24 protein-coding genes are annotated in these 25,717 nt (G+C 73.8%); 20 read left to right on the plus strand and 4 right to left on the minus strand.

The annotated features are described in order from the left end of the window. The first annotated feature begins 410 nt into the window (after positions 1–410). The 11 genes from ACZ7MY_RS04720 to ACZ7MY_RS04770 all read left to right on the plus strand — a co-directional run bounded on the left by ACZ7MY_RS04720 (position 411) and on the right by ACZ7MY_RS04770 (position 10,964). Positions 411–1,289 (plus strand): SRPBCC domain-containing protein, encoded by an 879-nt coding sequence (locus tag ACZ7MY_RS04720; RefSeq protein ID WP_499599592.1) that lies wholly within the window; start codon positions 411–413, stop codon positions 1,287–1,289. 10 nt (positions 1,290–1,299) lie between these two features. After that, positions 1,300–2,130, plus strand: coding sequence for an aldose epimerase family protein (locus ACZ7MY_RS04725; protein ID WP_499599594.1), 831 nt, complete (start codon positions 1,300–1,302; stop codon positions 2,128–2,130). A gap of 10 nt (positions 2,131–2,140) precedes the next feature. Continuing rightward, the gene (gene pyrE / locus ACZ7MY_RS04730; protein ID WP_499599595.1) at positions 2,141–2,680 is read left to right on the plus strand and encodes an orotate phosphoribosyltransferase; all 540 of its coding nucleotides are present in this window, start codon (positions 2,141–2,143) and stop codon (positions 2,678–2,680) included. A gap of 190 nt (positions 2,681–2,870) precedes the next feature. Beyond that, positions 2,871–3,893 (plus strand): class II fructose-bisphosphate aldolase, encoded by a 1,023-nt coding sequence (gene fbaA / locus ACZ7MY_RS04735; RefSeq protein ID WP_499599596.1) that lies wholly within the window; start codon positions 2,871–2,873, stop codon positions 3,891–3,893. Between the two features lie 74 nt (positions 3,894–3,967). Next, entirely contained in the window at positions 3,968–4,381 is a 414-nt protein-coding gene (locus ACZ7MY_RS04740; RefSeq protein ID WP_499599597.1) for a DUF3151 domain-containing protein, read from the plus strand. 209 nt (positions 4,382–4,590) lie between these two features. Further along, positions 4,591–5,424 (plus strand): tryptophan 2,3-dioxygenase family protein, encoded by an 834-nt coding sequence (locus ACZ7MY_RS04745; protein WP_499599598.1) that lies wholly within the window; start codon positions 4,591–4,593, stop codon positions 5,422–5,424. Next, complete coding sequence (kynU, locus tag ACZ7MY_RS04750; protein ID WP_499599599.1) at positions 5,417–6,643, plus strand: kynureninase; 1,227 nt, start codon at positions 5,417–5,419, stop codon at positions 6,641–6,643. Before ACZ7MY_RS04745 ends, kynU begins: the two co-directional genes overlap by 8 nt. Positions 6,644–6,646: 3 nt before the next feature. After that, positions 6,647–7,591 (plus strand): alpha/beta hydrolase family protein, encoded by a 945-nt coding sequence (locus tag ACZ7MY_RS04755; protein WP_499599601.1) that lies wholly within the window; start codon positions 6,647–6,649, stop codon positions 7,589–7,591. 110 nt (positions 7,592–7,701) lie between these two features. Then, on the plus strand, positions 7,702–8,994 hold the full coding sequence (locus tag ACZ7MY_RS04760; RefSeq protein WP_499599603.1) for a sensor histidine kinase: 1,293 nt from the start codon (positions 7,702–7,704) through the stop codon (positions 8,992–8,994). Positions 8,995–9,068: 74 nt separating this feature from the next. Then, the gene (locus ACZ7MY_RS04765) at positions 9,069–9,722 is read left to right on the plus strand and encodes a response regulator (protein WP_499600262.1); all 654 of its coding nucleotides are present in this window, start codon (positions 9,069–9,071) and stop codon (positions 9,720–9,722) included. Positions 9,723–9,746: 24 nt separating this feature from the next. Then, positions 9,747–10,964 (plus strand): cytochrome P450, encoded by a 1,218-nt coding sequence (locus ACZ7MY_RS04770; RefSeq protein WP_499599604.1) that lies wholly within the window; start codon positions 9,747–9,749, stop codon positions 10,962–10,964. A 70-nt stretch (positions 10,965–11,034) separates the two neighbouring features. On the opposite strand, the gene ACZ7MY_RS04775 is transcribed toward ACZ7MY_RS04770, so the two are convergent. Both ACZ7MY_RS04775 and ACZ7MY_RS04780 read right to left on the minus strand, forming a co-directional pair. Beyond that, positions 11,035–12,618 (minus strand): ABC transporter permease, encoded by a 1,584-nt coding sequence (locus ACZ7MY_RS04775; protein WP_499599606.1) that lies wholly within the window; start codon positions 12,616–12,618, stop codon positions 11,035–11,037. After that, the gene (locus tag ACZ7MY_RS04780) at positions 12,615–13,553 is read right to left on the minus strand and encodes an ABC transporter ATP-binding protein (RefSeq protein WP_499599607.1); all 939 of its coding nucleotides are present in this window, start codon (positions 13,551–13,553) and stop codon (positions 12,615–12,617) included. The genes ACZ7MY_RS04775 and ACZ7MY_RS04780 overlap by 4 nt, the downstream gene beginning before the upstream one ends. Positions 13,554–13,654: 101 nt before the next feature. On the opposite strand from ACZ7MY_RS04780, the gene ACZ7MY_RS04785 reads away from it, so the two are divergent. After that, complete coding sequence (locus tag ACZ7MY_RS04785) at positions 13,655–14,116, plus strand: GbsR/MarR family transcriptional regulator (RefSeq protein WP_499599609.1); 462 nt, start codon at positions 13,655–13,657, stop codon at positions 14,114–14,116. 16 nt (positions 14,117–14,132) lie between these two features. Here the strand turns inward: ACZ7MY_RS04785 and ACZ7MY_RS04790 are convergent, their stop codons facing one another. After that, positions 14,133–14,960, minus strand: a complete 828-nt coding sequence (locus ACZ7MY_RS04790) for a diacylglycerol kinase family protein (protein WP_499599610.1) — start codon at positions 14,958–14,960, stop codon at positions 14,133–14,135. A gap of 152 nt (positions 14,961–15,112) precedes the next feature. On the opposite strand from ACZ7MY_RS04790, the gene ACZ7MY_RS04795 reads away from it, so the two are divergent. The 5 genes from ACZ7MY_RS04795 to ACZ7MY_RS04815 all read left to right on the plus strand — a co-directional run bounded on the left by ACZ7MY_RS04795 (position 15,113) and on the right by ACZ7MY_RS04815 (position 19,893). Beyond that, positions 15,113–16,396: an adenylosuccinate synthase gene (locus ACZ7MY_RS04795; RefSeq protein WP_499599611.1), complete on the plus strand. Its 1,284-nt coding sequence runs from the start codon at positions 15,113–15,115 to the stop codon at positions 16,394–16,396. A gap of 100 nt (positions 16,397–16,496) precedes the next feature. Beyond that, a complete protein-coding gene (locus ACZ7MY_RS04800) occupies positions 16,497–17,876 on the plus strand; it encodes an aspartate aminotransferase family protein (protein WP_499599613.1) in 1,380 nt (459 codons plus the stop codon). Between the two features lie 69 nt (positions 17,877–17,945). Next, positions 17,946–18,368 (plus strand): hypothetical protein, encoded by a 423-nt coding sequence (locus ACZ7MY_RS04805; RefSeq protein WP_499599615.1) that lies wholly within the window; start codon positions 17,946–17,948, stop codon positions 18,366–18,368. Between the two features lie 127 nt (positions 18,369–18,495). Continuing rightward, positions 18,496–19,182 (plus strand): GntR family transcriptional regulator, encoded by a 687-nt coding sequence (locus ACZ7MY_RS04810; RefSeq protein ID WP_499599616.1) that lies wholly within the window; start codon positions 18,496–18,498, stop codon positions 19,180–19,182. A 57-nt stretch (positions 19,183–19,239) separates the two neighbouring features. Then, complete coding sequence (locus tag ACZ7MY_RS04815) at positions 19,240–19,893, plus strand: putative DNA-mimic protein (RefSeq protein WP_499599617.1); 654 nt, start codon at positions 19,240–19,242, stop codon at positions 19,891–19,893. A 37-nt stretch (positions 19,894–19,930) separates the two neighbouring features. Here the strand turns inward: ACZ7MY_RS04815 and ACZ7MY_RS04820 are convergent, their stop codons facing one another. Next, entirely contained in the window at positions 19,931–20,680 is a 750-nt protein-coding gene (locus ACZ7MY_RS04820; protein WP_499599618.1) for an SLATT domain-containing protein, read from the minus strand. A gap of 203 nt (positions 20,681–20,883) precedes the next feature. On the opposite strand from ACZ7MY_RS04820, the gene purD reads away from it, so the two are divergent. The 3 genes from purD to ACZ7MY_RS04835 all read left to right on the plus strand — a co-directional run bounded on the left by purD (position 20,884) and on the right by ACZ7MY_RS04835 (position 25,655). Then, positions 20,884–22,134 carry a phosphoribosylamine--glycine ligase gene (gene purD, locus ACZ7MY_RS04825; protein ID WP_499599620.1) on the plus strand — a complete coding sequence of 417 codons (1,251 nt, stop codon included), beginning with the start codon at positions 20,884–20,886 and terminating at the stop codon, positions 22,132–22,134. A 189-nt stretch (positions 22,135–22,323) separates the two neighbouring features. After that, positions 22,324–24,003, plus strand: a complete 1,680-nt coding sequence (locus ACZ7MY_RS04830; protein ID WP_499599621.1) for a hypothetical protein — start codon at positions 22,324–22,326, stop codon at positions 24,001–24,003. Between the two features lie 143 nt (positions 24,004–24,146). Continuing rightward, positions 24,147–25,655: a N,N-dimethylformamidase beta subunit family domain-containing protein gene (locus ACZ7MY_RS04835; protein ID WP_499599623.1), complete on the plus strand. Its 1,509-nt coding sequence runs from the start codon at positions 24,147–24,149 to the stop codon at positions 25,653–25,655. The last annotated feature ends 62 nt before the right edge of the window (positions 25,656–25,717 follow it).

The raw sequence follows: 25,717 nt of genomic DNA on the forward strand, positions 1-25,717 counted from the left end.
CTGCGGCTCGCCCCGGACGCGCCGCCGTTGCGGTCGCTGTCCCCCGGCGAGCTCGCGTCGGCGGCCCGGCGTGCCGCGCGGGCGCCGCTGCGGGACCTGCCCCCGTCGACGCTGATGCATCCGCGTCCGGGGTGAGGGCGAGCGGGCGGTGAGTCGACACAGGCGACGGGGAGGAGGGTTGGGGTTTTGTGCCGGCCGCCCGTGACCGCGTTCCGGCGCTGCGGCTCGCCCCGGACGCGCCGCCGTTGCGGTCGCTGTCCCCCGGCGAGCTCGCGTCGGCGGCCCGGCGTGCCGCGCGGGCGCCGCTGCGGGATCTGCCCCCGTCGACGCTGATGCATCCGCGTCCGGGGTGAGGGCGAACCGGCGGCGAATCAGCACCGAAGGGCCGCCCGGCGGATTAGGCTCGCGGCATGGAGCCGCATGAGGTGTTCGTTCCGTTTCCGGCCGAAACCATTCGCCGGTCCCTCGCCGACCTGGAGCGCGTGGCCCGCTGCGTGCCCGGCCTCCAGCGCGACGCCGGCGCCGAGGAGGGCCTCGCCGGCCGGCTGAGGCTGCGGATCGGCGGCTCGACCATCACCTACCGCGGCACGCTGCGGCTGGTCCCGCGCGGCGGCGGGCTGACCATCGAGGGCGAGGCCGTCGAGGCGCGCGGCGCGGGCACGGTCAAGGTGGCGCTGGAGCTCGGCGTGGACACCGTGTCGGGCGGCGCGCTGCTGACCTTCACCGGCGCCGTGCAGGCCGACGGCCGGCTCGCCGACCACGAGGAGACGGCGGTCACCGCCGCGGGCCACCGCCTGCTGGACCGCTTCGTCGCCGCGCTCACCTCCGACCTGGAGGAGGAGGCCCCGGCCGGGGCGCCCGGGCCCGCCGCGGGGGAGACCGCCGCCGACGACCTCACCGACGACCTGCCCGCGCAGCTCGACGAGTTCGCCGGGCACGACGCCCAGGAACTGCAGGAGCTGCAGGAACTCCCCGAGCCGCAGGACGCCGACGACGAGGCCGCCGGCGAGCCGCTGCCCGGCGGGGAGGCGGTGGCCGGGGTCCCCGAGGACCCGGCCGGCATCGACCTGCCCGCCGAGGCCGCGCACGCCCGCCGCACCCTGATCGGCCGCAGCGCCGAGGAGGTCGACCACGCGCCGCCGCGCGGCCGCTACGCCCCGGTGCCCGCGCCGCAGAGCGGTGTCGCGACCGCCTCGCTGCGCCGCTATGCGCCGGCCGCGGCGGCGCTGCTGCTGTCGGCCGTGGTCGCGGGGCGGGTGCTGCGGCGGCGCAGGCGTTCGTTCCCGTAGGGTCTGTGCCGTGGCCACGGATGAGAACCCTGACGGGCGAGACGACGAGCACGCTGTCCAACTCGAAGCCGGACCGGCGCGGCTGACGATCCTTCCGGATCTCGGCTGCCGTGTCGGCTCGCTGACCGTCGGCGGTGTCGAGCTGCTGCGGCAGGGCCCCACCTTCGGGTCCTTCCCGATGGTCCCCTGGTGCGGCCGCACCCGGGACGGGCAGTTCCGCAACGGCGGGGTGCTGCACCAGATGCCGCGCGACGCGGGCCCGCACGCCATCCACGGCACCGGCCGGCACGTCGCCTGGCGGACGGCGCCCGGCACGACCGGCGACAGCGCCTGCTTCTACTACGACCTGGCCGAGCCGTGGCCGTACCAGGGCCGGGTCAGCCAGCGCTTCGAACTGTCCGAGGACCGCCTCGAGCTCACGATGAGCGTGGAGACCACGGACGACTCCTTCCCGGCCCAGGCCGGCTGGCACCCCTGGTTCCTGCGCAACCTCGGCCGCGGCGGGCAGGACGCGCTCATCGACTTCACCCCCGGCTGGATGGAGGAGCGCGGCGACGACCACCTGCCCACCGGCCACCGGGTGGACCCCAAGCCCCGTCCCTGGGACGACTGCTTCGGCATGCCGGACGGCGTGGACGTCACCCTGACCTGGCCGGACGAGCTGCGGCTGCGCATCACCAGCCCCGCCGAGTGGGTCGTGGTCTACGACGAACAGCCCCCCGCCATCTGCGTGGAGCCGCAGTCGGGCCCGCCGAACGGGCTGAACACCGCGCCGCGCCTGGTCACCCCCATCGATCCGCTGGAGGTCCGCGCGACCTGGGCCTGGGAGCCGCTGGGCTAGGCTCGTGGCCATGAGCGACGCGCGTGATGCCCTGCTGCAGCAGATCAAGGACAAGGCCGTGGTGCACGGCAAGGTGACCCTCTCCTCGGGTCTCGAGGCCGACTACTACATCGACCTGCGCCGGATCACGCTGGACGCCGAGGCCGCTCCGCTGGTGGGCCAGGTGATGCTCGACGCCACGGCCGACCTGGACTTCGACGCCGTCGGCGGGCTCACCCTGGGGGCCGACCCGGTCGCCACCTCGATGCTGCACGCCGCCGCGGCCCGCGGCCGCCGGCTGGACGCCTTCGTGGTGCGCAAGGCGCAGAAGGCGCACGGCATGCAGCGGCGCATCGAGGGGCCGGACATCAAGGGCCGGCGGGTGCTGGTCGTCGAGGACACCTCGACCACGGGCGGTTCGCCGCTGACCGCGGTGGAGGCCGCCCGCGAGGCCGGCGCCGAGGTCGTGGCCGTCGCCGTGATCGTCGAGCGGGGTGCCGCTCCGGCCATCGCGGAGGCCGGGCTCCCGTACGTGCGCGCGTTCGGTCTGGACGATCTCGGTCTGGGCTGATTGGCCGTCTGACCTGCGCTTTCCCTCAGGGGTGGAAGGTTTCACGTGAAACCCTCCACCCCTGAGGTATGTCCGTGGTGCGCAGTGTGTGGAGCTCTCGCGCGAGTCTGCCAAGATGGGGGCGACGATGACGTCGATCCCAGGTCAGGGTCACTCACCGAACAACCCGCACATCACAAGGAGCGGACACATGCCCATCGCAACCCCCGAGATCTACAACGAGATGCTCGACCGGGCGAAGGCCGGCAAGTTCGCCTACCCGGCCATCAACGTGACCTCGACCCAGACCCTGCACGCCGCGCTGCGCGGCTTCGCGGAGGCGGAGAGCGACGGCATCGTCCAGATCTCGACGGGCGGCGCCGAGTTCCTCGGTGGCCAGTACAAGAAGGACATGGTCACCGGTTCGGTGGCGCTGGCCGAGTTCGCGCACGTCGTCGCCGAGAAGTACCCCGTCAACATCGCGCTGCACACCGACCACTGCCCGAAGGACAAGCTGGACGGCTACGTGCGCCCGCTGCTGGCGATCTCCCAGGAGCGTGTGGCGGCCGGCCGCAACCCGCTGTTCCAGTCGCACATGTGGGACGGCTCGGCCGAGACCCTCGACCACAACCTCGCCATCGCGCAGGAGCTGCTGGCCGAGGCCGCCAAGGCGAAGATCATCCTCGAGGTGGAGATCACCCCCACCGGCGGCGAGGAGGACGGCGTCACCCACGAGATCAACGACAAGCTCTACACCACGGTCGAGGACGCGATCCGCACCGCCGAGGCGCTGGGCCTGGGCGAGAAGGGCCGCTACCTGCTCGCTGCCTCCTTCGGCAACGTCCACGGCGTCTACAAGCCGGGCAACGTCGTGCTCCGCCCCGAGCTGCTGAAGGAGCTCGCGGAGGGCGTCGCCGCCAAGTTCGGCAAGCAGGACCCGTTCAACTTCGTCTTCCACGGCGGCTCCGGCTCCACCAAGGAGGAGATCGCCACCGCGCTGGAGAACGGCGTGGTCAAGATGAACATCGACACCGACACGCAGTACGCCTTCACCCGTCCCGTCGCGGACCACATCCTCCGCAACTACGACGGCGTGCTGAAGATCGACGGCGAGGTCGGCGACAAGAAGACCTACGACCCGCGCAGCTGGGGCAAGCTGGCCGAGGGCGGCATGGCCGCCCGTGTCCTCGAGGCCTGCCAGGACCTGCGCTCCGCGGGCACCAAGCTCAAGTAACCGCCCCGCACGGCGGTACGCACCGGGCCCGGCCCTTCCACGTGAAGGGCCGGGCCCCGGCCATACTGGAACCCATGGCCATTCACGAGAACCTGCTCGGGGGACCGCCCCCGACGAACCTGCCCGACGACCCCGAGCCGCGCGAGCTGCTCGCCTCGGGAGCGGCCCCCTCCGAGGTCGCCGCCAAGTACCCGGCGTCCTCCCTGGCCTGGGCGCAGCTCGCCGACGACGCCTACGAGGCCGGCCGGGTCGTGGAGTCCTACGCCTACGCCCGCACCGGCTACCACCGCGGCCTGGACGCGCTGCGCCGCAACGGCTGGAAGGGCCACGGCCCGGTGCCCTGGGAGCACGAGCCCAACCGCGGCTTCCTGCGGGCCCTGCACGCCCTGGCGCGGGCCGCCCAGTCGATCGGCGAGCAGGAGGAGTACGAGCGCTGCAGCACCTTCCTGCGGGACTCCTCGCAGACCGCCGCCGACACGCTCGGCTGAGCCACCTCCCCCCCGCCGTGGACCACGGCACCCACCCCCGACCTGTCCGGCGCGCGCGCCGGGCAGGTCTTGCCGTACCGGGTCCTGACCACGCATGATTCCGGTTGGGCCCGGCGCCGGTAGAGCGCGGGTCCGAGGGGACCGGGGTCCCGCCGCGACGGCGTGCGGGACAGACCGCTACCTGGTAGCCCACATCCACGGAGACACCGATGTCCCACCGCCCCGACGTTTCCCAGGACGCCCCCGAGGCACCCAACCTGGACTTCGAAGGGACCACCCCGTACGAGGACTACGTCCAGGCCGACGTCCTCACCCATCTGCAGCACCCCCGCTCCGACGACCCCGGCGAGATGGTCTTCCTGGTGACCACCCAGGTCATGGAGCTGTGGTTCACCGTCATCGTGCACGAGTGGGAGACCGCCTCCCGCGCGCTCGCGGCCGACGACGTTCCCACGGCGCTGGCCGCGCTCAAGCGCAGCACCTACGAGCTGCAGTCGCTCAACGCCTCCTGGGAGCCGATCGCGCACCTGACGCCGGCGCAGTTCAACGCCTACCGGGCCGCCCTCGGCGAGGGGTCCGGTTTCCAGTCGGCGATGTACCGGCGCATGGAGTTCCTGCTCGGCGAGAAGTCCGCGTCGATGCTGGTCCCGCACCGCGGCGCGCCGCGCGTGCACGACGAACTGCAGAAGGCGCTGCACGAGCCCAGCCTCTACGACGAGGTGGTGCGGCTGCTGGCCCGCCGCGGCCACGACGTCCCGCAGCGTGACGACCTCTCGCTGCGTTACGAGGCCGACCCGGCCGTCGAGCGGGCCTGGCAGGCCGTGTACTCCGGAGAGCAGGAGAGCGAACTCGTCCGGCTGGGCGAGGCGCTGACCGAGGTCGCCGAGCTGGTGTGGCGCTGGCGCAACGACCACCTGGTGGCGACCCGCCGCGCGATGGGCGCCAAGACCGGCACCGGAGGCTCCGCGGGGGTCTCCTGGCTGGAGAAGCGCGCGAGCAAGAACGTGTTCCCCGAGCTCTGGACGGCCCGCAGCCATGTCTGACCCGACGAAGCCCACCGAGTCCCCCGCGGCGAAGGCCGCCCGTCTCGACACCGCCGACGAGCTGGCGAAGCTCCGCGACCGCTTCGTCCTGGACGACGCCACCGTCTACCTGGACGGCAACTCCCTGGGCGCGCTGCCCGCGGGTGTGCAGGACCGCATGGCCGACGTCGTCGGGCGCGAGTGGGGGCAGTTGCGCATCCGCTCCTGGACCGAGAGCGGCTGGTGGACGGCGCCGGAGCGGATCGGCGACCGCATCGGCGCGCTGACGGGCGCCGCCCCCGGCCAGGTCGTGGTCGGCGACTCCACCAGCGTCAACGTCTTCAAGGCCGTCGTCGGCGCCGTCCGGATGGCCCGGGAGACCGACCCGGCCCGTGACGAGGTGCTGGTCGACGCCGCCACCTTCCCCACGGACGGGTACATCGCGGAGTCCGCGGCCCGGATGACCGGCTGCGCGATCCGCGCGGTCGACGCCGCGGACGTCGCCGCGGCGGCGGGCCCGCGCACCGCTGTCGCGCTGGTCAACCACGTGGACTACCGCACCGGCCGGCTGCACGACCTGCAGGCCACCACGGCCGCCGTGCACGCGGCGGGCGCGCTGGTGGTCTGGGACCTCTGCCACACGGCCGGGGCCCTGCCGGTCGGCCTGGACGAGCACGGCGTCGACCTGGCCGTCGGCTGCACGTACAAGTACCTCAACGGCGGCCCCGGCGCGCCCGCGTACCTGTACGTCCGCCGCGACCTGCAGCCGCGCTTCGACTCCCCGCTGCCCGGGTGGAACTCCCACCGCGACCCGTTCGCGATGGAGGCCGCCTACCGGCCGGCCGACGGCAGCGTCCGCGGCCGGGTCGGCACCCCGGAGATCCTGTCGCTGCTGGCGCTGGACACGGCCCTCGACGTCTGGGACGGCGTGTCCCTGGACGCCGTGCGGGCCAAGAGCCTGGCCCTCACCGACTTCTTCCTGGAGTGCGTCGCGGCGTACGTGCCGGACGGCGTCGTACGGTCGGTCACCCCGGCCGCGCACGCCGAGCGCGGCAGCCAGGTCGCGCTGCGCTGCCCCGACGCGGGCGCGGTGATGGGGGAGCTGATCGCCAGGGGCGTCGTCGGCGACTTCCGCGAGCCGGATATCCTCCGCTTCGGATTCACCCCGCTGTACACGCGCTTCGCTGACGCGGAGCGGGCGGCGCGGGTGCTGGCCCAGGTCCTGGAAGGAACGCGGTAACGCATGTCCGACCCCACCTCGTCGAGCGACACCATTCCGGCAGGCGCCGAAGGCCGCGCCGACGCGGTGGGGCACCGGTCCGCTCCGCGTGACCCCGCGGAGCGGGCCGCGGCCGAGGAGGCGTCCGCGTTCTCCCACGCCGCCGTCCCGCCGGACGCCACCGCCGCCTACGGCGAGCACCCGGACCAGGTCGTCGACCTCTACCGTCCCCGGCCCGGGGCGGGCGTCACCCGGCCGGGGCCGCTGGTCGTGCTGCTGCACGGCGGCGCCTGGCGGGCGGCGTACGACAGGACGCACGTCTCGCCGCTGGCCGGCCTGCTCGCCCGGCACGGCTTCGCGGTCGCCTCGGTCGAGTACCGCCGGGGCAACGGCGGTACGGCCGCGGGCCGCTGGCCGGACACCTTCGACGACGTGGCGGCCGCCGTCGACGCCGTTCCGGCGCTGGCCGAGGCAGCCCTGGGCGCGGACACCGTGGACGTCCGGCGGATCGTGCTCACCGGTCACTCGGCCGGCGGGCACCTCGCGCTGTGGGCGGCCGCCCGGCACGTGCTGCCCGCCGGGTCGCGCTGGTACCGCCCGGGCGCGCCCGCGCTGCGCGGGGTGGTGGCGCTCGCGCCGATCGCCGACCTCGCGGCCGCCGTCGAGCGGGACGTGTGCTCCGGGGCGGTCGCCGAACTGCTCGGCGGGGCCGACCTGCTCGCCGGGCGCCGGGCGGAGACCGACCCGTCCGCGCTGCTGCCGACCGGCATCCCCGTGACCGTCGTGCACGGCGACCGTGACGAGGTCGTCCCGCCGCAGGTCGCGGAGGCCTTCGCGGCCGCCTCGGCGAAGGCGGGGGAGGAGGTCCAGCTCACGCTGCTGGAAGGCGTGGGCCACTTCCCGGTGATCGACCCCGCGGCGGCCGCGGCGGCCGTGGTCGCCGAGGAGATCGGCCAGCTCGCCTGGTGAGGCGTCCGCCCGTTGAGGCGTCCGTCCGGTGGGGTCCTCCTTGAGGATGACGCCGGTACATCGTCTTCGCAGGTGACGACGGCGACGTGCGCAGTCCCTACCGTGAGAGCGTGACCGAGACAAGCCAGACCTCGCTGCGGACCGAGCTCCGCATGGCCCGCGGCGCCCTCAGCGGACTGCGGCACGACCTGATCACCGATGCCTTCGCCTTCCGGCCGATGGCGTCGCTGCGCGACGGGCACCCGCTGCTCGCCGTGGTGCCGCGCCGGCTCCGGGGGTACGGGCGCTGGATGCCGCACGCGGCGCTGACCTGCTTCACGGTCTTCCTGATGTTCGTCTCGACGGAGAGCGAGGGCGGCCCGGTCGGCTTCGTGCTGGCCCTGCTGGTCGGGGTGCCGCTGCTCACCACGATGTTCCGGCCGATCGGCGCGTGGTGGCTGTCCGTCGGGGCCGCCGTGCTCACCGGGATGTTCAGCGCCGGCTGGTCCTCCACCTACCCGTGGACGGACGCCGGCTTCGTCTCGCACCTGACGGTGCTGGGCGTGGTGGCGGCGCGCACAAGGGCGCGGGTGGCCGCCGAGATGTGGCTGCTGACGGCCGCGCTGGCGCTGGCCTTCCAGCCGCTGTCGAACGGGTACGGCTCGGACCCGTTCATCGTGGTCTTCCTCTCCGCCGTCCTGCTGTCCGTCGTGTCGGCGGTGCGCGGGCTGCGCCAGTCCCGGCAGGAGGTCGCCGCCCAGGTCGCCGTGACCGAGGTGGAACGGACCCGGCGCACGCTGCTGGAGGAGCGCACGACCATCGCCCGCGAGCTGCACGACGTCGTCGCCCACCACATGTCCGTGATCGCGATCCAGGCGGAGGCCGCGCCGTACCGTGTGGAGAACCCGCCCGAGGAGCTGACCAAGAGCTTCGCGATCATCCGCGAGAACGCCGTCATCGCCCTGACCGAACTGCGCCGCGTCCTCGGGGTCGTACGCGCCGAGGACTACCAGGCCCCCGACGCGCCGCAGCCCACCCTCGCCGACCTCGACCGGCTCGTCGCCAACGTGCGCGAGGCGGGACTGGAGGTGGAGCGGACGGTGACCGGCGCGGTGCGCGAGCTCCCGCAGGGGGTCGAGCTGTCGGCGTACCGGATCATCCAGGAGGCGCTGAGCAACACGCTGCGGCACTCGCCGGGCGCCGCCGCCCGGGTCGAGGTCAGCTACGTCCTCGGAGGGCTCGGGCTGCGCGTCGTCAACGGCCCGCCGCGCGGCCTCGTGAAGCCCTCGCCGGGCGCCGGGCACGGGATAGCCGGCATGCGGGAGCGGGTGGCGATGCTCAGTGGCGAGATGACCGACGGGCCGACCGGCGACGGCGGCTACGAGGTCACCGTGTTCATCCCGGTCCCCGGGGAGCGGGCATGAGCGGGAACGCGGGAAGCGCGGGAAGCGCGGGAAGCGCGGGAAGCGCGGGAAGCGCGCGGACCCCGGGGAGCACCATCAGGGTGCTGATCGCGGACGACCAGATGATGGTCCGCGAGGGCTTCTCGGTGCTGCTGGGCGCCCAGCCCGACATCGAGGTCGTCGGCGAGGCCGTCGACGGGCGGCAGGCGATCGAGCAGGTCGCGGCGCTGCGGCCGGACGTCGTGCTGATGGACATCCGCATGCCCGAGCTCAACGGCCTGGAGGCCACCCGCGAGATCGTCGCGGCGGACGCGGACGCCAAGGTGCTCGTGCTGACCACCTTCGACCTGGACGAGTACGTCTACCAGGCACTGCGCGCGGGCGCGTCCGGCTTCCTGCTCAAGGACGCCTCGGCCCGCCAGCTCGCGGACGGCGTACGCATCGTGGCGGCCGGCGACGCGCTGCTCGCCCCGGCGATCACCAAGCGCCTGATCACCGAGTTCAACCGGCTGGGCACGCCCCGGCCGCCCGCCCAGGACCGGGTCGGCGAGCTCACCGAGCGCGAGACGGAGGTGCTGGTGCTGGTCGCGCAGGGGCTGTCCAACGCCGAGATCGCCGACCACCTGGTGGTCGCCGAGTCCACGGTCAAGACCCATGTGAGCCGGGTCCTGGTGAAGCTGGGGCTGCGCGACCGGACCCAGGCGGCGGTCTTCGCGTACGAGGCGCGGCTGGTCACCCCGGGCGGCTGAACGGGCGGGAGGTAGTCTCCGCACATGAGCAGCACTGCCACCGCCTTCGATCCCTGGTCGCCGCAGTTCGTCGCCGACCCCTACCCGGCCTACGCCCGGCTGCGGGCCGAGGGGCGCGCGCACTGGTTCGAACCGAGCGGGCAGTGGCTCATCCCGCACTTCGAGGACGTCAGCGCGCTGCTGCGGGACCGGCGGCTCGGGCGTACGTACCTGCACCGCTTCACCCACGAGGAGTTCGGCCGCACCGCGCCGCCGCCGGAGCACGAGCCCTTCACCACGCTCAACGGCAACGGCCTGCTCGACCTGGAGGCGCCCGACCACACCCGCATCCGGCGGCTGGTCTCCAAGGCGTTCACCCCGCGCACGGTCGAGCGGCTCACGCCGACCGTGCAGCGGCTGGCCGGGGAGCTGGTGGAGCGGCTGGTCGCGGAGGGCGGCGGCGACCTCATCGCCACGGTCGCGGAGCCGCTCCCGGTGGCCGTGATCGCCGAGATGCTGGGGATACCGGCCGCGGACCGGCACCTGCTGCGGCCCTGGTCGGCCGACATCGTCGGGATGTTCGAGCTCAACCCCTCCGAGGACGCCGCGCGCAGGGCGGTCCGCGCCAGCGAGGAGTTCTCCGCCTACCTGCGTGAGCTGATCGCCGAACGCCGCAAGGCGCCCGGCGAGGACCTGATCAGCGCGCTGATCGCGGCGCACGACGAGGGCGACCGGCTCAGCGAGCAGGAGATGGTCTCCACCTGCGTCCTGCTGCTGAACGCGGGCCACGAGGCGACCGTCAACACGACCGGCAACGGCTGGTGGACGCTCTTCCGGCATCCCGGGCAACTGGCGGAACTGCGCCGGGCACCGGAGGAACTGCTGCCCACGGCGATCGAGGAACTGCTGCGCTTCGACACCCCGCTGCAGATGTTCGAGCGCTGGGTGCTGGACGACATCGACGTCGGCGGCACGGTGATCCCGCGCGGCAGCGAGGTGGCGCTGCTCTTCGGCTCCGCCAACCGCGACCCGGAGCGCTTCGCCGACCCCGACCGGCTGGACCTCTCCCGCGCGGACAACCCGCACATCACCTTCGGCGCCGGCATCCACTACTGCCTCGGCGCCCCGCTGGCCCGCATCGAACTGGCCGCGTCCTTCACGGCGCTGCTGCGCCGCGCCCCGCGGCTGGAACTCGCGGCGGAACCCGCCTGGAACGAGGGCTACGTCATCCGGGGTCTGCGCGAACTGCGCGTCACCTGCTAGCACCCGGCCCGGTGCGGCTGCGGGACCCGGCCCGAGGGCCGGGTCCCGCCGTTCGCGCCGTTCCCGCCGCTCAGGCCGTGATGTCCCGGCGGCGCAGCGCCGCGAGCCCCGTCGCGGCGAGCGCGAGGGCCAGCACGGTGAGCACCGCCAACGGGGTCGCGGTGACGTCCGCCGAGGGCACCTTCGGCAGGTGCGTGAAGACGGACAGGTCCATCACCCAGGGCGAGAGCCCCAGCGCCGGCCCGTAGAGCCCGATGGCGAGCGTCAGCGACGCCACGCCCCAGCCGGCCCGTGCCGCCTTCGGCGCCGCGCCGTACAGCAGCAGCGCCGCCGCGGCCACGAACCAGACCGCGGGCAGCTGCACCAGGCCCGCGCCCGTCAGCCGCCACATCTGGCCGACGGTGTCGCCGGCCGTCGCCCCGTAGCCGAGTCCCATGGTGAGGCCGGAGACGGCCATGAGGAGCACGGAACCGGCGAAGGCGAGCAGCGCGTGGCTCGCGGCCCAGCGGACCCGGCCCACGGCCGTGGCGAGGACGGGTTCGGCGCGGCCGGAGTTCTCCTCGCCCTGGAGCCGGAGCACGGCCTGGACGGCGTAGATCGCGGCGATCATCCCCATCACCCCGGTCATGGAGGCGAGGTAGGAGTCGACCAGCCCGGAGGCACCGCCCATGTCGCGCATGACGTCCGCGAGCTGCTCGTTGTCCCGGACGAGGTCGGCCGCCCCGTTGGCGAGGCCGCCCAGCGCGGCGCCGCCCACGGCGAAGCCCGCCGTCCACCCCCACAGCGAGCCGCGCTGCAGCCGCCAGGCCAGCCCCTGCGCGGTGCCCAGACGGGGACCGGCGGTGGCCGGTCCGGGCCGGGGCGGCAGCAGGGAGGCGTCGATGTCGCGCCGGGCCACCAGGGCGTACGCGACGGCGACGAGGCCGGCCGCCCAGGCCGCGAACAGGGCGGCCACCCACCAGCGTTCGTCCGCGAAGGGACGGACGTTCTCCGCCCAGCCCAGCGGCGAGAGCCAGGTCAGCGTGCCGCTCCCGGCGTCGCCGACGGCGCGTATCAGGAAGGCGAGGCCGAGGACCGCGCCCGCGATGCCGCGCGCCGCACGGGCGCTCTCCGTCAGCTGCGCCGCGACCGCCGCGACCGCGGCGAAGGAGCAGCCCGCGCCGGCGAAGGCCGTCCCGAAGGCGACAGCGCCCCGCGCGCCCTGCCCGAGCAGCGCCAGGGTGACCAGCAGCCCCAGGAGCAGTGAGGCCCCGAAACCGGTGACCAGGGCCGCGGCCAGCGGCGCCCGTCGTCCGACCGCGCCAGCGCCGACCAGCTCCAGCCGGCCGGCCTCCTCTTCCTCCCGGGTGTGCCGGACGACCAGGAGCATCGCCATCAGTCCGGCCAGCGCCGCGCCGAAGGCCATCATGCGCCAGGCCGTCAGGCCGCCGATGCCGGTGTCGAACACCGGCCCGTACAGGGCGCGCAGCGAGCCGTTGCCCGCCGTGCTCGCCGCGACCCCGGCGCGTTCCGCCGGGGTGTCGTAGAGGCCGCCGAAGGCCGAGGCCGTGGACGCGACCAGCAGGGCGATCGGCAGTATCCACGCCGGGATCATGACGCGGTCCCTGCGCAGCGCGAGCCGGGTGAGCGTGCCCGTCCCGGTGAGGGCGTTCATCGCCGCGCCTCCGTGTCGGCTGCGAGGGCGCCGACGGCGACGGGGTCCGCGGGGCCGTCCTCGTAGTGCCGCAGGAACAGCTCCTCCAGTGTGGGCGGCGTGCTGGTGAGGCTGCGTACGCCCGTCCCGCTCAACTGCCGCAGCACCGCGTCGAGCCGGTCGGTGTCGACCTGGAGCCGGACGTGGTTGCCGCGTACGTCGAGGTCGTGCACGCCCGGCAGCCCGTCCAGGCCCTGCGGCGTGCCGGCCAGCTCAGCGGTGACCGAGGTGCGGGTGAGGTGCCGCAGCTCGCCGAGGCTCCCGGTCTCCACCGTGCGCCCGCCCCGGATGATGCTGACCCGGTCGCACAGGGCCTCGACCTCGCTGAGGATGTGACTGGACAGCAGCACCGTCCGGCCGCGGTCGCGTTCCTCGCGGACGCACTCGCGGAAGACCTCTTCCATCAGCGGGTCCAGGCCGGAGGTGGGCTCGTCGAGTATCAGCAGGTCGACGTCGGAGGCGAACGCGGCGACGAGCGCGACCTTCTGGCGGTTGCCCTTGGAGTAGGCGCGGCCCTTCTTCGTCGGGTCCAGCTCGAAGCGCTCCAGCAACTCCCGCCTGCGCGCCCCGTCCAGACCACCGCGCAGCCTCCCCAGCAGGTCGATGACCTCGCCGCCGCTGAGGTTGCGCCAGAGGGTGACGTCACCCGGGACGTAGGCCAGCCGCCGGTGCAGGGCGACGGCGTCGCGCCACGGGTCGCCGCCGAGCAGCTGGGCGGCCCCCCGGTCCGCGCGCAGCAGCCCGAGCAGGATGCGGATGGTGGTCGACTTGCCGGCCCCGTTGGGCCCGAGGAAGCCGTGCACCTCGCCCTTCTCGACGGTCAGGTCGAGACCGTCCAGTGCGTGCGTGCGGCCGAAGGACTTGTGCAGTCCGGCCACACTGATTGCCTTCGTCATGCTTCCGAACGTACAGTAGATTCACAAATTTGTGAAGTTAAAGAAGTGTATAAACTTCGGGACGGGAGGCGATGACGGTGGCGGAGGAGTCCTTGGAGCCCATGACGTTCGTCGAGCGCTTCGCGGCGGAACTGGTCGAGGCGGGCATGCAGCGCATGGCGGCACGGGTGTTCTCCGCGCTCCTCGCCTCGGAGACCGGTGTGCTGAGCGCCGCCGAGCTGTCCGAACGGCTCCAGGCGAGCCCCGCCGCCGTCTCCGGCGCCGTCCGCTACCTGGCGCAGGTCGGCATGCTCACCCGCGAGCGCGAGCCGGGCTCACGGCGTGAGCGCTACCGGGTGCACAGCGACCAGTGGTACGAGACCTTCACCCGCCGCGACCAGGTCCTCGCCCGCTGGGAGAACGCCCTGCGCTCCGGCATCGACACCCTCGGCCCCGAGACCGCGGCCGGCCGCCGGCTCGCGGAGACCGCCGCCTTCTTCGACTTCCTGCAGGACGAACTCGGCGACATGATGGACCGCTGGCGCGAGCGCAAGGCCGAACTGCGCCGGCAGGGCGCGCTCTGACCCTCCGGCGGTCCGTCTACTGGTACGCCGACCGCGGGACGGTCAGCCGCCAGGCCGCCGGGACCACCGTCCAGGTGCGGCGCCGGACCGGACCCGCCGGCGCGGTGTCCGCCGTGTAGCGGAAGTCCCGGCCCGAGACGGTGATGCTCCGGGCGTGCACCGGCCCCGTGTGCGCCACACCCTCCCTGCGGACGAGCACTTCGGCGACGCCCGGCACCGCCGTCGACACCGACACCTCCTCGACGCAGTCGTCCAGGTCGGCCAGCACCACCCCGTCCGCCTCGATCCGCAGCCGGTGGCCGCCGCGCATCCCCAGCCCCAGGTGCGGGGAGTGGCCGTTCAGGCTCAGCGTGCGGGCCAGCGAACGGGCCCGGCGCTCCACCGGCGTCCACCAGGCGGGGGTGGCCGAGCCGATGCGCAGCGCGCCCAGCACGATGCCGCCGCTGTCGTCGAGCAGCAGGTCCAGCTCGCGTTCCGCCCCGTCCAGCACCGCGCGCGCCGCGCTCACCGCCCCGCCCGGCACGCCGAGCGCCCGCGCCAGACCGGTCCGCCGTCCGACCGGCACCAGGCCGACGACGGCCTCGCCCAGCCCCCGTGCCGAGTGCAGCGTCCGTACCGTGCGCAGCAGCGCCGCGTCGTCGCCCACGACCACCGGGCGCCGCCGGCCGCGGTGCTCCAGCACCCGGACGGCCTCCTCCTCGGACTCCGGAAGGGCGATCTTCACGGAGGGGGCTCCCCCGCACAGCACGTCCTTCGCGATGCGTACCGATTCGCCGTCCATGACGCGGGCGGCGGGGTCGATGACCACGAGCAGGGGCTGCCCGGACGGTCGCTGAGCCGACACCTTGGTCCTTCCTCAGGTAACATCTCGGTGCAAGAGCCCCTTGCGCTGCCTTGCGCCAGGGGCTTCGTCTATTTCCGGGGCACCGGTCCGACGGCTCTCCCCGCCATGGGGAGCCACGTTGGACATGCCCCGCCCGGAAGGGGTGTACGCCTGTGCCCGCACTTGTGCTGCTCGGTGCTCAGTGGGGTGACGAGGGCAAGGGGAAGGCCACCGACCTGCTCGGTGGCTCCGTGGACTACGTGGTGCGCTACCAGGGCGGCAACAACGCCGGCCACACGGTCGTCGTCGGCGACCAGAAGTACGCGCTGCACCTCCTGCCTTCCGGGATCCTGTCACCGGGATGCACCCCGGTCATCGGCAACGGAGTCGTCGTCGACCCGGCGGTCCTGCTCTCCGAGCTGAGCGGGCTGAACGAGCGCGGCGTCGACACGTCCAAGCTCCTCATCAGCGGTAACGCGCACCTGATCACGCCGTACCACCAGACGATCGACAAGGTCACGGAGCGCTTCCTCGGCAAGCGCAAGATCGGCACCACCGGCCGCGGCATCGGCCCCGCCTACGCCGACAAGATCAACCGCGTGGGCATCCGGGTCCAGGACCTCTTCGACGAGTCGATCCTCCGTCAGAAGGTCGAGGCGGCCCTCCACGACAAGAACCAGGTCCTGATCAAGATCTTCAACCGCCGTGCCATCAGCACCGACCAGGTGGTCGAGGAGTACCTGGGCTACGCGGAGCAGATCAAGGACTACGTCGCCGACACGACCCTGGTCCTCAACACCGCGCTGGACGAGGGCAAGGTCGTCCTCCTCGAGGGCGGCCAGGGCACGCTGCTGGACGTGGACCACGGCACGTACCCCTTCGTGACCTCGTCCAACCCGACGGCCGGCGGCGCCTGCACGGGCTCGGGCATCGGCCCCACCAAGATCAACCGGGTGATCGGCATCCTCAAGGCCTACACCACCCGGGTCGGCGCCGGCCCGTTCCCGACCGAGCTGTTCGACGCGGACGGCGAGGCGCTGCGCCGCATCGGCGGCGAGCGGGGCGTCACCACCGGCCGCGACCGCCGCTGCGGCTGGTTCGACGCGGTGATCGCCCGCTACGCGACCCGGGTCAACGGCCTCACCGACTTCTTCCTCACCAAGCTCGACGTCCTCACCGGCTGGGAGCAGATCCCGGTCTGCGTCGCCTACGAGATCGACGGCAAGCGCTTCGAGGAACTGCCGTTCAGCCAGACGGACTTCCACCACGCCAAGCCGGTCTACGAGACCCTGCCCGGGTGGAGCGAGGACATCAGCAAGGCGAAGACCTTCTCCGACCTGCCGAAGAACGCCCAGGCGTACGTCAAGGCGCTGGAGGAGATGTCCGGCGCCCCGATCTCGGCCATCGGCGTCGGCCCCGGCCGCACCGAGACCATCGAGGTCAACTCCTTCCTCTGAGGACGACGGCGGCGCGCGCCCTACAAGATGTCGGCGCGCGCGGCCACCGTCATACAGGGTGCCAATGTCATGCGTCCGGGCCGTTGCTTAGCCTGGGCGCATGACCCCTCCCTCCGCCGACCCCGGGACCGGCGCCGCCGTCAAGGCCGCCGACCGCGCCCACGTCTTCCACTCCTGGTCCGCGCAAGGCCTGATCGACCCGCTGGCGGTCGCCGGGGCCGAGGGCGCGTACTTCTGGGACTACGACGGCAACCGCTACCTGGACTTCACCAGCGGGCTGGTCTTCACCAACATCGGTTACCAGCACCCCGAGGTCGTCGCCGCCATCCAGGAGCAGGCCGCGAAGCTCGTCACCTTCGCGCCCGCCTTCGCCGTGGAGCCGCGCTCCGAGGCCGCCCGGCTGATCGCCGAGCGCACCCCCGGCGACCTGGACAAGATCTTCTTCACCAACGGCGGCGCCGAGGCCGTGGAGAACGCCGTCCGGCTCGCGCGGCTGCACACCGGCCGTCACAAGGTGCTCTCCGCGTACCGCTCGTACCACGGCGGCACCTCGGCCGCGATCAACCTGACCGGCGACCCGCGCCGCTGGGCCTCCGACAACGGCTCGGCAGGCGTCGTCCGCTTCTGGGCGCCGTTCCTCTACCGTTCGCCGTTCCACTCGGAGACCGAGGAGCAGGAGCGCGACCGCGCGCTGCAGCACCTGGAGGACACCATCGTCTTCGAGGGCCCGCAGACCGTCGCCGCGATCGTCCTGGAGACGGTGCCCGGCACGGCGGGCATCATGGTGCCGCCGCCCGGCTACCTGGCCGGCGTCCGCGAGATCTGCGACCGGTACGGGATCGTCTTCGTCCTCGACGAGGTCATGGCCGGTTTCGGCCGCACCGGCAGCTGGTTCGCCGCGGAGCAGTTCGACGTCACCCCCGACCTGCTCACCTTCGCCAAGGGCGTCAACTCCGGCTACGTGCCGCTCGGCGGCGTCGCGATCAGCGAGGAGATCGCCGCGACCTTCGCCACCCGCCCTTACCCGGGCGGCCTGACCTACTCCGGACACCCGCTGGCCTGTGCCGCCGCCGTCGCCACGATCCGGGTGATGGAGGACGAGCGGATCGTCGAGCACGCCGCCGCGCTCGGCGAGAACGTGATCGGCCCGGGCCTGCGGGAGCTCGCCGAGCGCCACCCCTCGGTCGGCGAGGTGCGCGGGCTGGGCGCGTTCTGGGCGCTGGAACTGGTGCGCGACCGGGAGACCCGCGAGCCGCTGGTCCCCTACAACGCGGCGGGCGAGGCGAACGCCCCCATGGCGGCCTTCGCGGCGGCCTGCAAGAAGAGCGGCCTGTGGCCCTTCGTCAACATGAACCGCACCCATGTGGTGCCCGCCTGCAACATCACCGAGGCCGAGGCCAAGGAGGGCCTGGCACTCCTCGACGCGGCCCTGGCCGTCGCCGACGAGCACACCGTCGAGGGCGGCCGGCCCGCCTCCTGAGGAACCGTACCGGCCGCTGCGTGAGTCTCCCGGGCCGACGACGCGACGGCGTCGGCCCGAGGGGAGCGCATGACGGAGACCGGGACAGGCGGCGTATCCACGGAGCCCGCGCCGGGGTGCGGTTGGTACCTGGCGGGCGGGGCCCTGTCCGCCGCCGGCGTGTTCGCCGGAACCGTGTGGGTCGCCGGGTCGTGGCAGAGCTGCCCGCTCGGCAACGACGCGAGCAGCACCATCGGGCTGAAGCTGCTGATGCCCGTGGCCTGGCTCTGCATGCTCCTGCTGCTGGTGCCCCTCGGGCTCGCGCTGCGCAGGTGGCCGCCGCCCGGCGGGGGTGCCACCGCGGGGCTCGCGCTCGTCACGGCGGTCCTCGCCCTGACCCTGCTCTACCGGGTCGGGATGGAGTGGCCCTCCCACCCGCCGGACCGGCCGTGCATGGACGGCTTCCCCCTCTTCCCGTTCACGGGGAAGACCGGCCCCTACAACGACGGCTGAGCGCGTCCCGGCGCGCGCCGGGCCGCGGGTGAGCCGCACCACAGGTGTGGACCACCCGCGGCCCGCCCTCGCATAAGGTGTGGCGGAGCCGTAAGCGCACCGCCACATCTGTAGGGAGGCACCGGGCATGCCGGAAGGCCCAGCGGGTGGAACCGTCCGACGGAGCAGTCTGCGGCAGCAGATAGCCGACGCGCTCCGCGACGAGGTGCTCACCGGGCGCATGGCGGCCGGGCGGCACTTCACGGTCAAGGAGATCGCGGAGATGTACGGGGTGTCCGCCACCCCGGTCCGCGAGGCCCTGGTGGACCTCGCGGCGCAGGGGCTGCTCGACGTCGAGCACCACCGCGGCTTCCAGGTGCGGCGCTTCACCGACGCCGAGTTCCGCTCCATGGTCGAGGCGCGCACCCTCGTCGTCGAGGGGATCTTCCGCCGCATCGCCACGCGCGGCATGCGCGAGGTCGACCCCCAGGAGCTGGCCTCCGTACGCCGCCGGGCCGAGGCCGCGGCGCGCGCCTCGCGGGCCGGCGAGCTGGACGTCCTCATCGGCTACGACATCCGCTTCTGGCGCGAACTGACCGCCCTGGCGGGGAACGCCCACGTCGGCGAGTTCCTCGACCGGATCCGCACCCAGACCTGGGTGTACGCGGTGCCCTACCTGCGCGGCCGGCCGGACGTGGCGGGTCTGTGCTGGTCCGACCACGTCGCCTTGGTGACCGCGATCGAGAAGCGGGACACCGGGACCGCCCAGCGCGTCGTCGAGGAGTTCAACGACCATTCGCTCGAGCTCATGCGGCGTCTGGCCGCGGGCCGGTAGGAACGCCCGCCGCCCACTACGCTGGTCCGACCACGCACGGAAGGACTTGGAGCGCCTGTGGCCTGCGACTTGTGGCTGGTTCCCCTGGTGGACGTGCTCTGCCACAGCCCCGACAACCCGTTCGCCGAGGAGATCGCCCGCTATGACAAGGCGTTGAACGACGCCGGTCTCCCCCCGGTGCCCGTCTACTCCTACATGCCGGGCCTGTCCGGCGACGTGGCCCCGGTCGCGGGCTTCGACTACGACGCGCTGCACTTCCTGCGCCGCGCCTACCTGCTGCACATCCAGGGCCTCGCGGTCACGCCGGTCGACGAACTCGGCGGCGACTACGAGCAGTTGCTGGAGATGTTCGAGACCACCGCCCAGCAGTCGCACCTCGTCTGGCACTACGACCACGCGGGCGCGTACGTCCCCCTCGACTTCGCCCATCCGCTGGTCAACGACGAACTCCTCGACGCCGGCGGCCCGCTGGGCTCGGCCCACGGCCTGCTGCGCGAGCTCGCCTTCGTGGCCCCGGTGATCGGCATCGACCCGCAGAACCCGCCGCCCGCTCCGGCGCCGCCGGCCGGTCCCACCGAGCTGGAGGAGCCGGCGGCCCCGCCCGCGCAGCAGGACGGCAGCCCCTTCGCGCGGGAGCGCCACGTGTGGCTGGGGCTGCACGCGGCGGCGACCCGTGCGCTGGGCCAGGGGTCGATGATCGTCTTCAGTTAGCGGCGGCCCGGGCCCGGAGGGCGCCCCCGGCCGGCGGTCAGCCGGCGCGGGGACCCTCCGGGGGGCGCTGCCGCGGCATGCTCGGCCGTCCGCCGGGCAGCAGCGGGAACCGCCCCCCGCCGCCGGGCGCGGCGCTCTCCGTGCCCCGGCCGCTCCCAGCCCAGGTGAGGGCCTGGGTCCGCAGCGGGGCGGCACCGGCCCGGAAGTCGACCATCCAGTCGCCGGTCTCGCAGCGCACGAGCTCCGAGACGTCCTCACAGAAGCGGCGCAGCACCGACAGGCAGCGCTCGGCGGCCTCGGCCGCGGTGCCCTCCGTCGGGCCCAGGACCTCGCGGACCGACTCGGACGCCCAGTCGAAGCGCAGCGCCTCCAGCCGGCGCTGCACGGCCTGGGCGGTCGCCATGTCCCGCATCCAGCCGGCCGTCAGCCCGAGGTAGCGGTCCAGGCCCACGCACACGACGGCCAGCACCAGGGCGGCGTACGCCCAGCGGATGCGGCCGCCCGCGCCCACGACGGCGAGGACGGCGCCGGACGTCGCGAAGAGGGCCGCGCCGACCCGCAGCGCCCGTGCCCAGCGGCGCTTGCGCAGGCGGTCGGCGAGGTACCACTCGACGGTGCGCAGGGCGTCGGCCTCCACCCAGCGGTAGATCTCCGCCAGCCGCTCGGCCGGCTCCCCCCAGTCGCCGAGCGGGAAGGGCTGCGACCGCAGGTCCTCCTGCCTGTGCAGCGCGCGCCGCTTCGGCTTCTCCCGGGGGACCTCCTCGGGATACATGTCCGGCTGGCTCACCTGCACGCTCCCTCGCGACTTCCGATGACGAGGCACCTTCTTACCGCCGAACGGCTGACCGTGCGAGCGTCATCGGGTCATTTCCGCCCTTACGAGTCGCTTGATCAGGTATGGGGTCAGGCCTCGGCCACCCGAAAGAGTGAGCCGGGGGCCGGGGCGACCGGCCCGCGGGGCGGTCGCCGCCAGCCGATACCCTGGGCACCGTGAACGTGCTTGTGATCGGCGGCGGTGCCCGCGAACACGCCCTGTGCCGTGCTCTTTCCCTCGACCCCGACGTGGAGTCGCTGCACTGCGCTCCCGGGAACGCCGGCATCGCCGAGGTGGCGGAACTGCACCCGGTCGACGCCATGGACGGCGCGGCCGTGGCCGACCTCGCCGAGCGGCTCGGCGCCGACCTCGTCGTGGTGGGCCCGGAGGCCCCCCTCGTGGCGGGTGTGGCCGACGCCGTGCGCGCCCGTGGCATCGACTGCTTCGGCCCGTCCGGGCAGGCCGCGGCCCTGGAGGGCTCGAAGGCGTTCGCCAAGGACGTGATGGCCGCGGCCGGCGTGCCGACCGCCCGCTCCTACGTGTGCACCACCCCCGCCGAGGTGGACGACGCGCTGGACGCCTTCGGGGCGCCGTACGTCGTCAAGGACGACGGCCTGGCCGCCGGCAAGGGCGTCGTGGTCACCGACGACCTGGAGGCCGCGCGGGCGCACGCCAACTCCTGCGAGCGCGTGGTCGTCGAGGAGTACCTGGACGGCCCGGAGGTCTCCCTGTTCGCCGTCACCGACGGCGAGACGGTGGTGCCGCTGCAGCCCGCGCAGGACTTCAAGCGCGCCCTCGACGCCGACGAGGGCCCCAACACCGGTGGCATGGGCGCGTACAGCCCGCTGCCGTGGGCCGATCCGCGGCTGGTCGAGGAGGTGGAGCGCACGGTGCTCCAGCCGACCGTCGACGAGCTGCGCCGCCGGGGCACCCCGTTCTCGGGCCTGCTGTACGCGGGCCTGGCGATCACCTCGCGCGGTGTGCGGGTGATCGAGTTCAACGCGCGCTTCGGCGATCCGGAGACCCAGGTCGTGCTCGCCCGGCTGAAGACCCCGCTGGCGGGCCTGCTGCGCGCCGCGGCGGCCGGCCGGCTGGCCGACTTCCCGTCGCTGCGCTGGAGCGACGGTGCCGCGGTGACGGTGGTCGTCGCCTCCGAGAACTACCCGGGCACCCCGCGCACGGGCGACCCGATCACGGGCCTGGACGAGGTCGCGGCGCAGGACGAGCACGCCTACGTGCTGCACGCGGGCACCAAGGCGGACGCGGAGGGCCGTGTGGTGAGCGCCGGCGGCCGCGTACTGTCCGTGACGGCCACCGGTGCGGATCTGGCCGAGGCCCGTGAGCGCGCCTACCGGGCGGTGGGACGGATCGGGCTGAAGGGCTCGCACCACCGTTCGGATATCGCAGAGAAGGCCGCCCAGGCCTGAATCAGCGGCAAGGCCACTCCAAGGGGTGATGCCTTCGCCATCCTGCTGACGTGAGCCCCGAGCCCAACTACTGTGCCCGGCAAGCGCACTGTGGAACCCCGCGAATCCCGCACTATCGGACCTACCGACATTGCGGTGTCGGTGGGCGGTGCGACAGTGGGGGCATGCAGTCGCGTCAGCAGCTTGGGGGTGAGCACACCGTTGGCCGGGGAAGCAGGTGAGGGACACGCGCGGTCACGCGCGCTCGCCGTCCTGCGCATCCGCAGCGCCGCACTCACGGTGGCGCTGCTGCCCGCGGCGGTCGCGGTGGTGCTGCTGGTCGGCGGCGCGACGGGCCGCATCGTCGGTGACGCGTCCGAGGTGCTGCGCTGGGCGGTGGTCGCGGGCGCGCTGCTGGTGCTGCTGCTCGCGGCCGGTGTCGCTGCGGTGATCGTACGGGCCAGGCCGGCGGTGAGCCCGACCGTGGCCGTCTCCGAGGCGTCCGCGCCCGATCTGTACCGCATGGTGCGTGACCTGGCCGTTCGTCTGCAGGTGCCGGCCCCCTCCGCGATAGAACTGACCCCGGACTGTGACAGCTGGCTGGAGGACCGCACCCACCGGCGGCGCCGCAGCACGCCGACCGAGGCGCCCGCGCTGGTGATCGGCTCGCCCTTCATGTGGTGGATGCGGGTCGCCGAGCTGCGCGCCCTGCTCGCACCGGTCGTGGCGGGCACGGGCCCGGCCGCCGATCCGGACATCGCGGCCGCCCGCCGCTTCGTGCGCGGCCTGGACGCCGCCGTCGGCGTGGCCACCGCCCCGCGGGAGCCCTCGGTGGTCGGCCTGGTGCGGGGGCCCGCGTACGGGTTCCTGGGCTGGGTCGCCAAGCTCCTGCTGCGCGGCTGCCGGGCGCACGCGGCGGAGATGGAGCGCGCGGTGGCCGCCTCCGCATCCGAGCGGGCCCAGGCCGTCGACTACGGGCTGCGCATCGTGGCCCAGGAGCAGGTGGGCCTGGCCTACGCGGGCTGGGACCGGCTGCTGACCCGCGTGGCGCTGCCCGCCTGGCGCATGGGGCGCTGGCCGTCCCGTCTCGACGCGGGCGTGGTGGCGGCCCTGACCGAGCTGTCCCGGCGGGACCGGCTGGCGGAGGGCTTCGAGACCCGGCTGGGCGAGCGGCCCGCGTGCGACCTGCTGGAGGAGCCCGGCACGGTGGACGAGGCGGCCTCGCTGCTCGCCGCCCGGCTGTTCCACGGCGGTCCGCAGCGCTCGGGCGCGGAATGGGCCCCGGTCGGCTGGGACACCTATCCGCAGGAGGTCGTGGACCGCATCTGGCGCTCCGACGCCTCCCGCCTGGTCTCCGTCCTGGACGAGGTCCACGAGCCCGTGGGGGTCGCCGGGAGCCGGCGCATATCCGTGGCCTCCGGCGGGTCGCGGAGCGCGGTGGACGACTGCGACGAGCCGGCCCGCGCGACCCTGGCCCGGGTGCTGGAACGGCTCTCCGCGGGCGGCGGCGAGGAGCTGGCGGCCCGCATCACCCGGCACGTCGCCCGGGAGGAGGCCGTACGCGAGGCGGCCGCCCGGGAGGACTCCGCCGCCCAGGTCCCGCCCGACGGCGCCTTCACGCCCGTCTACCATCTGCTCCCGCCCCGGACCGGCCGTGAGCTGCTCACCGACCACGTGACCGCGATGGTCTGCTGCGCCGCGGTGGACACCGCCGGCGCCGCCCCCGGCCTGGACTGGCTGGACGGGCCCGCCCTGCTGGTCGGCGGGGTGCGCCGGGGAGACCTGGCCTGGCCGGTGCTCCGGCTCGTGGAGAACGGCGACGCCGCTCCCCTGCGGTCCTGGCTCAGCGCCGTGGGCGTACGCCCCGAGAAGCCGATACGGCTCATCTGACGGAAAAATGGCGGGGTTTGTTCGCCCCGGCGTGAAATCCTGGCGACAATGCGCCACGAACAGTAACCAAGACAGCGCATTGTGTGATGTGCTGGATGTGCGCACACGCACACCACCTCGGGGGACACGAGGAGGGGACCATCGTGGTGAAGGAGCAGGTCCACCGCTGGCAGTCCGGGGCACTGGCGCACGGGGTCACCGACCCCTTCGGGCAGGGCCCGGTGCCGTGGCTGCGCGGTGCGGTGCAGTATCTGGACGACACCGGCCAGGTCGTGCCGTGGTACGTCGACCTGGCGGCCAGCCGCGGGGAGCCCGGGGGTTCCCCGGGCGACGCCGTGGGGCGCACGCCCCGCGTGCCCGGCCCGCGCGCGGCGGACGACGTGCGGTGCCAGATCAAGGGCTTCGCGCCGGGCGCCTCCGTGGCCCCCGGCGACGCCATCGACTTCCGGATCACCGTCGACCCGCCGCAGAGCTACGGCGTCGACGTCTACCGGATCGGGCACTACGGCGGGGACGGCGCCGCCCAGTTCACCTCCAGCCCCCGGCTGTCGGGGATCGTCCAGCCCACGCCGCTCGCCGCCGGGCGCACGGTCTCCTGCCACCACTGGTGGCAGTCCTGGCGGCTGCAGGTGCCCTCGTACTGGAAGCCCGGCGCCTACGTCGCCGTCCTCACCACGCAGGACGGCTACCGCAGCCACATCCCCTTCACCGTCCGCGACGACCGGCCGGCCGACCTGCTCCTGCTGATGCCGGACGTCACCTGGCAGGCGTACAACCTCTACCCCGAGGACGGCCGCACGGGCGCCAGCCTCTACCACGCCTGGGACGAGAAGGGCCGGCTGCTGGGCGAGGAGGAGGCCGCGGTCACCGTCTCCTTCGACCGCCCGTACGCGGGCGCCGGGCTCCCGCTGCACGTCGGCCACGCCTACGACTTCATCCGCTGGGCCGAGCGCTACGGCTACGACCTGGCCTACGCCGACGCCCGCGACCTGCACGCGGGGCGGATCGACCCCTCCCGCTACCGGGGCATGGTCTTCCCGGGCCACGACGAGTACTGGACGGTCCCCATGCGGCGCGCCGTCGAGGCGGCCAGGGACGGCGGCACCTCGCTGGTCTTCCTGTCCGCCAACACCATGTACTGGCAGACCGAGCTGGGCCCCTCCCCCTCCGGCGACCCCGACCGGCTGCTCAGCTGCCGCAAGCGGCGCGGCTCCCCGCCGGGCCGCAGCGCCCTGTGGCGGGACATGGGCGAGCCCGAACAACTGCTGATCGGCGTGCAGTACGCCGGCCGGGTGCCCGAACCGTCGCCGCTGGTGGTGCGGAACGCCGGGCACTGGCTGTGGGAGGCCACCGGCGCCGAGGAGGGCGACGAGATCCCCGGCCTGGTCGCGGGCGAGGCGGACCGTTACTTCCCGCGCACACCGCTGCCCGACTACATGGAGCGGATCCTGCTCGCCCACTCCCCGTACGAGGACTCGGCGGGCCGCCGGGCGCACCAGGAGACCTCCCTGTACCGGGCGCCGGGCGGGGCCCTGGTGTTCGCCTCCGGCACCTTCGCCTGGTCCCCGGCGCTGGACCGCCCGGGCCACGTCGACCCCCGTGTCCAGCGCGCCACCGCCAACCTCCTCGACCACATCTGCAAGCACGGCTGACCTCGTCGCGCCCGCCGGGTACGGGTACGGGAGAATCGGGAACCGAACCGCCGATCGGGGAG

It is taken from the genome of Streptomyces sp. NPDC111520, from assembly GCF_055635295.1.

Bases quoted from the DNA above. Each gene is read 5' to 3' on its own strand.
- ACZ7MY_RS04720 (WP_499599592.1), top strand. From the start codon at position 411: ATGGAGCCGCATGAGGTGTTCGTTCCGTTTCCGGCCGAAACCATTCGC.
- pyrE (WP_499599595.1), top strand. From the start codon at position 2,141: ATGAGCGACGCGCGTGATGCCCTGCTGCAGCAGATCAAGGACAAGGCC.
- fbaA (WP_499599596.1), top strand. From the start codon at position 2,871: ATGCCCATCGCAACCCCCGAGATCTACAACGAGATGCTCGACCGGGCG.
- ACZ7MY_RS04740 (WP_499599597.1), top strand. From the start codon at position 3,968: ATGGCCATTCACGAGAACCTGCTCGGGGGACCGCCCCCGACGAACCTG.
- ACZ7MY_RS04745 (WP_499599598.1), top strand. From the start codon at position 4,591: ATGTCCCACCGCCCCGACGTTTCCCAGGACGCCCCCGAGGCACCCAAC.
- kynU (WP_499599599.1), top strand. From the start codon at position 5,417: ATGTCTGACCCGACGAAGCCCACCGAGTCCCCCGCGGCGAAGGCCGCC.
- ACZ7MY_RS04755 (WP_499599601.1), top strand. From the start codon at position 6,647: ATGTCCGACCCCACCTCGTCGAGCGACACCATTCCGGCAGGCGCCGAA.
- ACZ7MY_RS04770 (WP_499599604.1), top strand. From the start codon at position 9,747: ATGAGCAGCACTGCCACCGCCTTCGATCCCTGGTCGCCGCAGTTCGTC.
- ACZ7MY_RS04775 (WP_499599606.1), bottom strand. From the start codon at position 12,618: ATGAACGCCCTCACCGGGACGGGCACGCTCACCCGGCTCGCGCTGCGC.
- ACZ7MY_RS04780 (WP_499599607.1), bottom strand. From the start codon at position 13,553: ATGACGAAGGCAATCAGTGTGGCCGGACTGCACAAGTCCTTCGGCCGC.
- ACZ7MY_RS04785 (WP_499599609.1), top strand. From the start codon at position 13,655: ATGACGTTCGTCGAGCGCTTCGCGGCGGAACTGGTCGAGGCGGGCATG.
- ACZ7MY_RS04800 (WP_499599613.1), top strand. From the start codon at position 16,497: ATGACCCCTCCCTCCGCCGACCCCGGGACCGGCGCCGCCGTCAAGGCC.
- ACZ7MY_RS04805 (WP_499599615.1), top strand. From the start codon at position 17,946: ATGACGGAGACCGGGACAGGCGGCGTATCCACGGAGCCCGCGCCGGGG.
- ACZ7MY_RS04810 (WP_499599616.1), top strand. From the start codon at position 18,496: ATGCCGGAAGGCCCAGCGGGTGGAACCGTCCGACGGAGCAGTCTGCGG.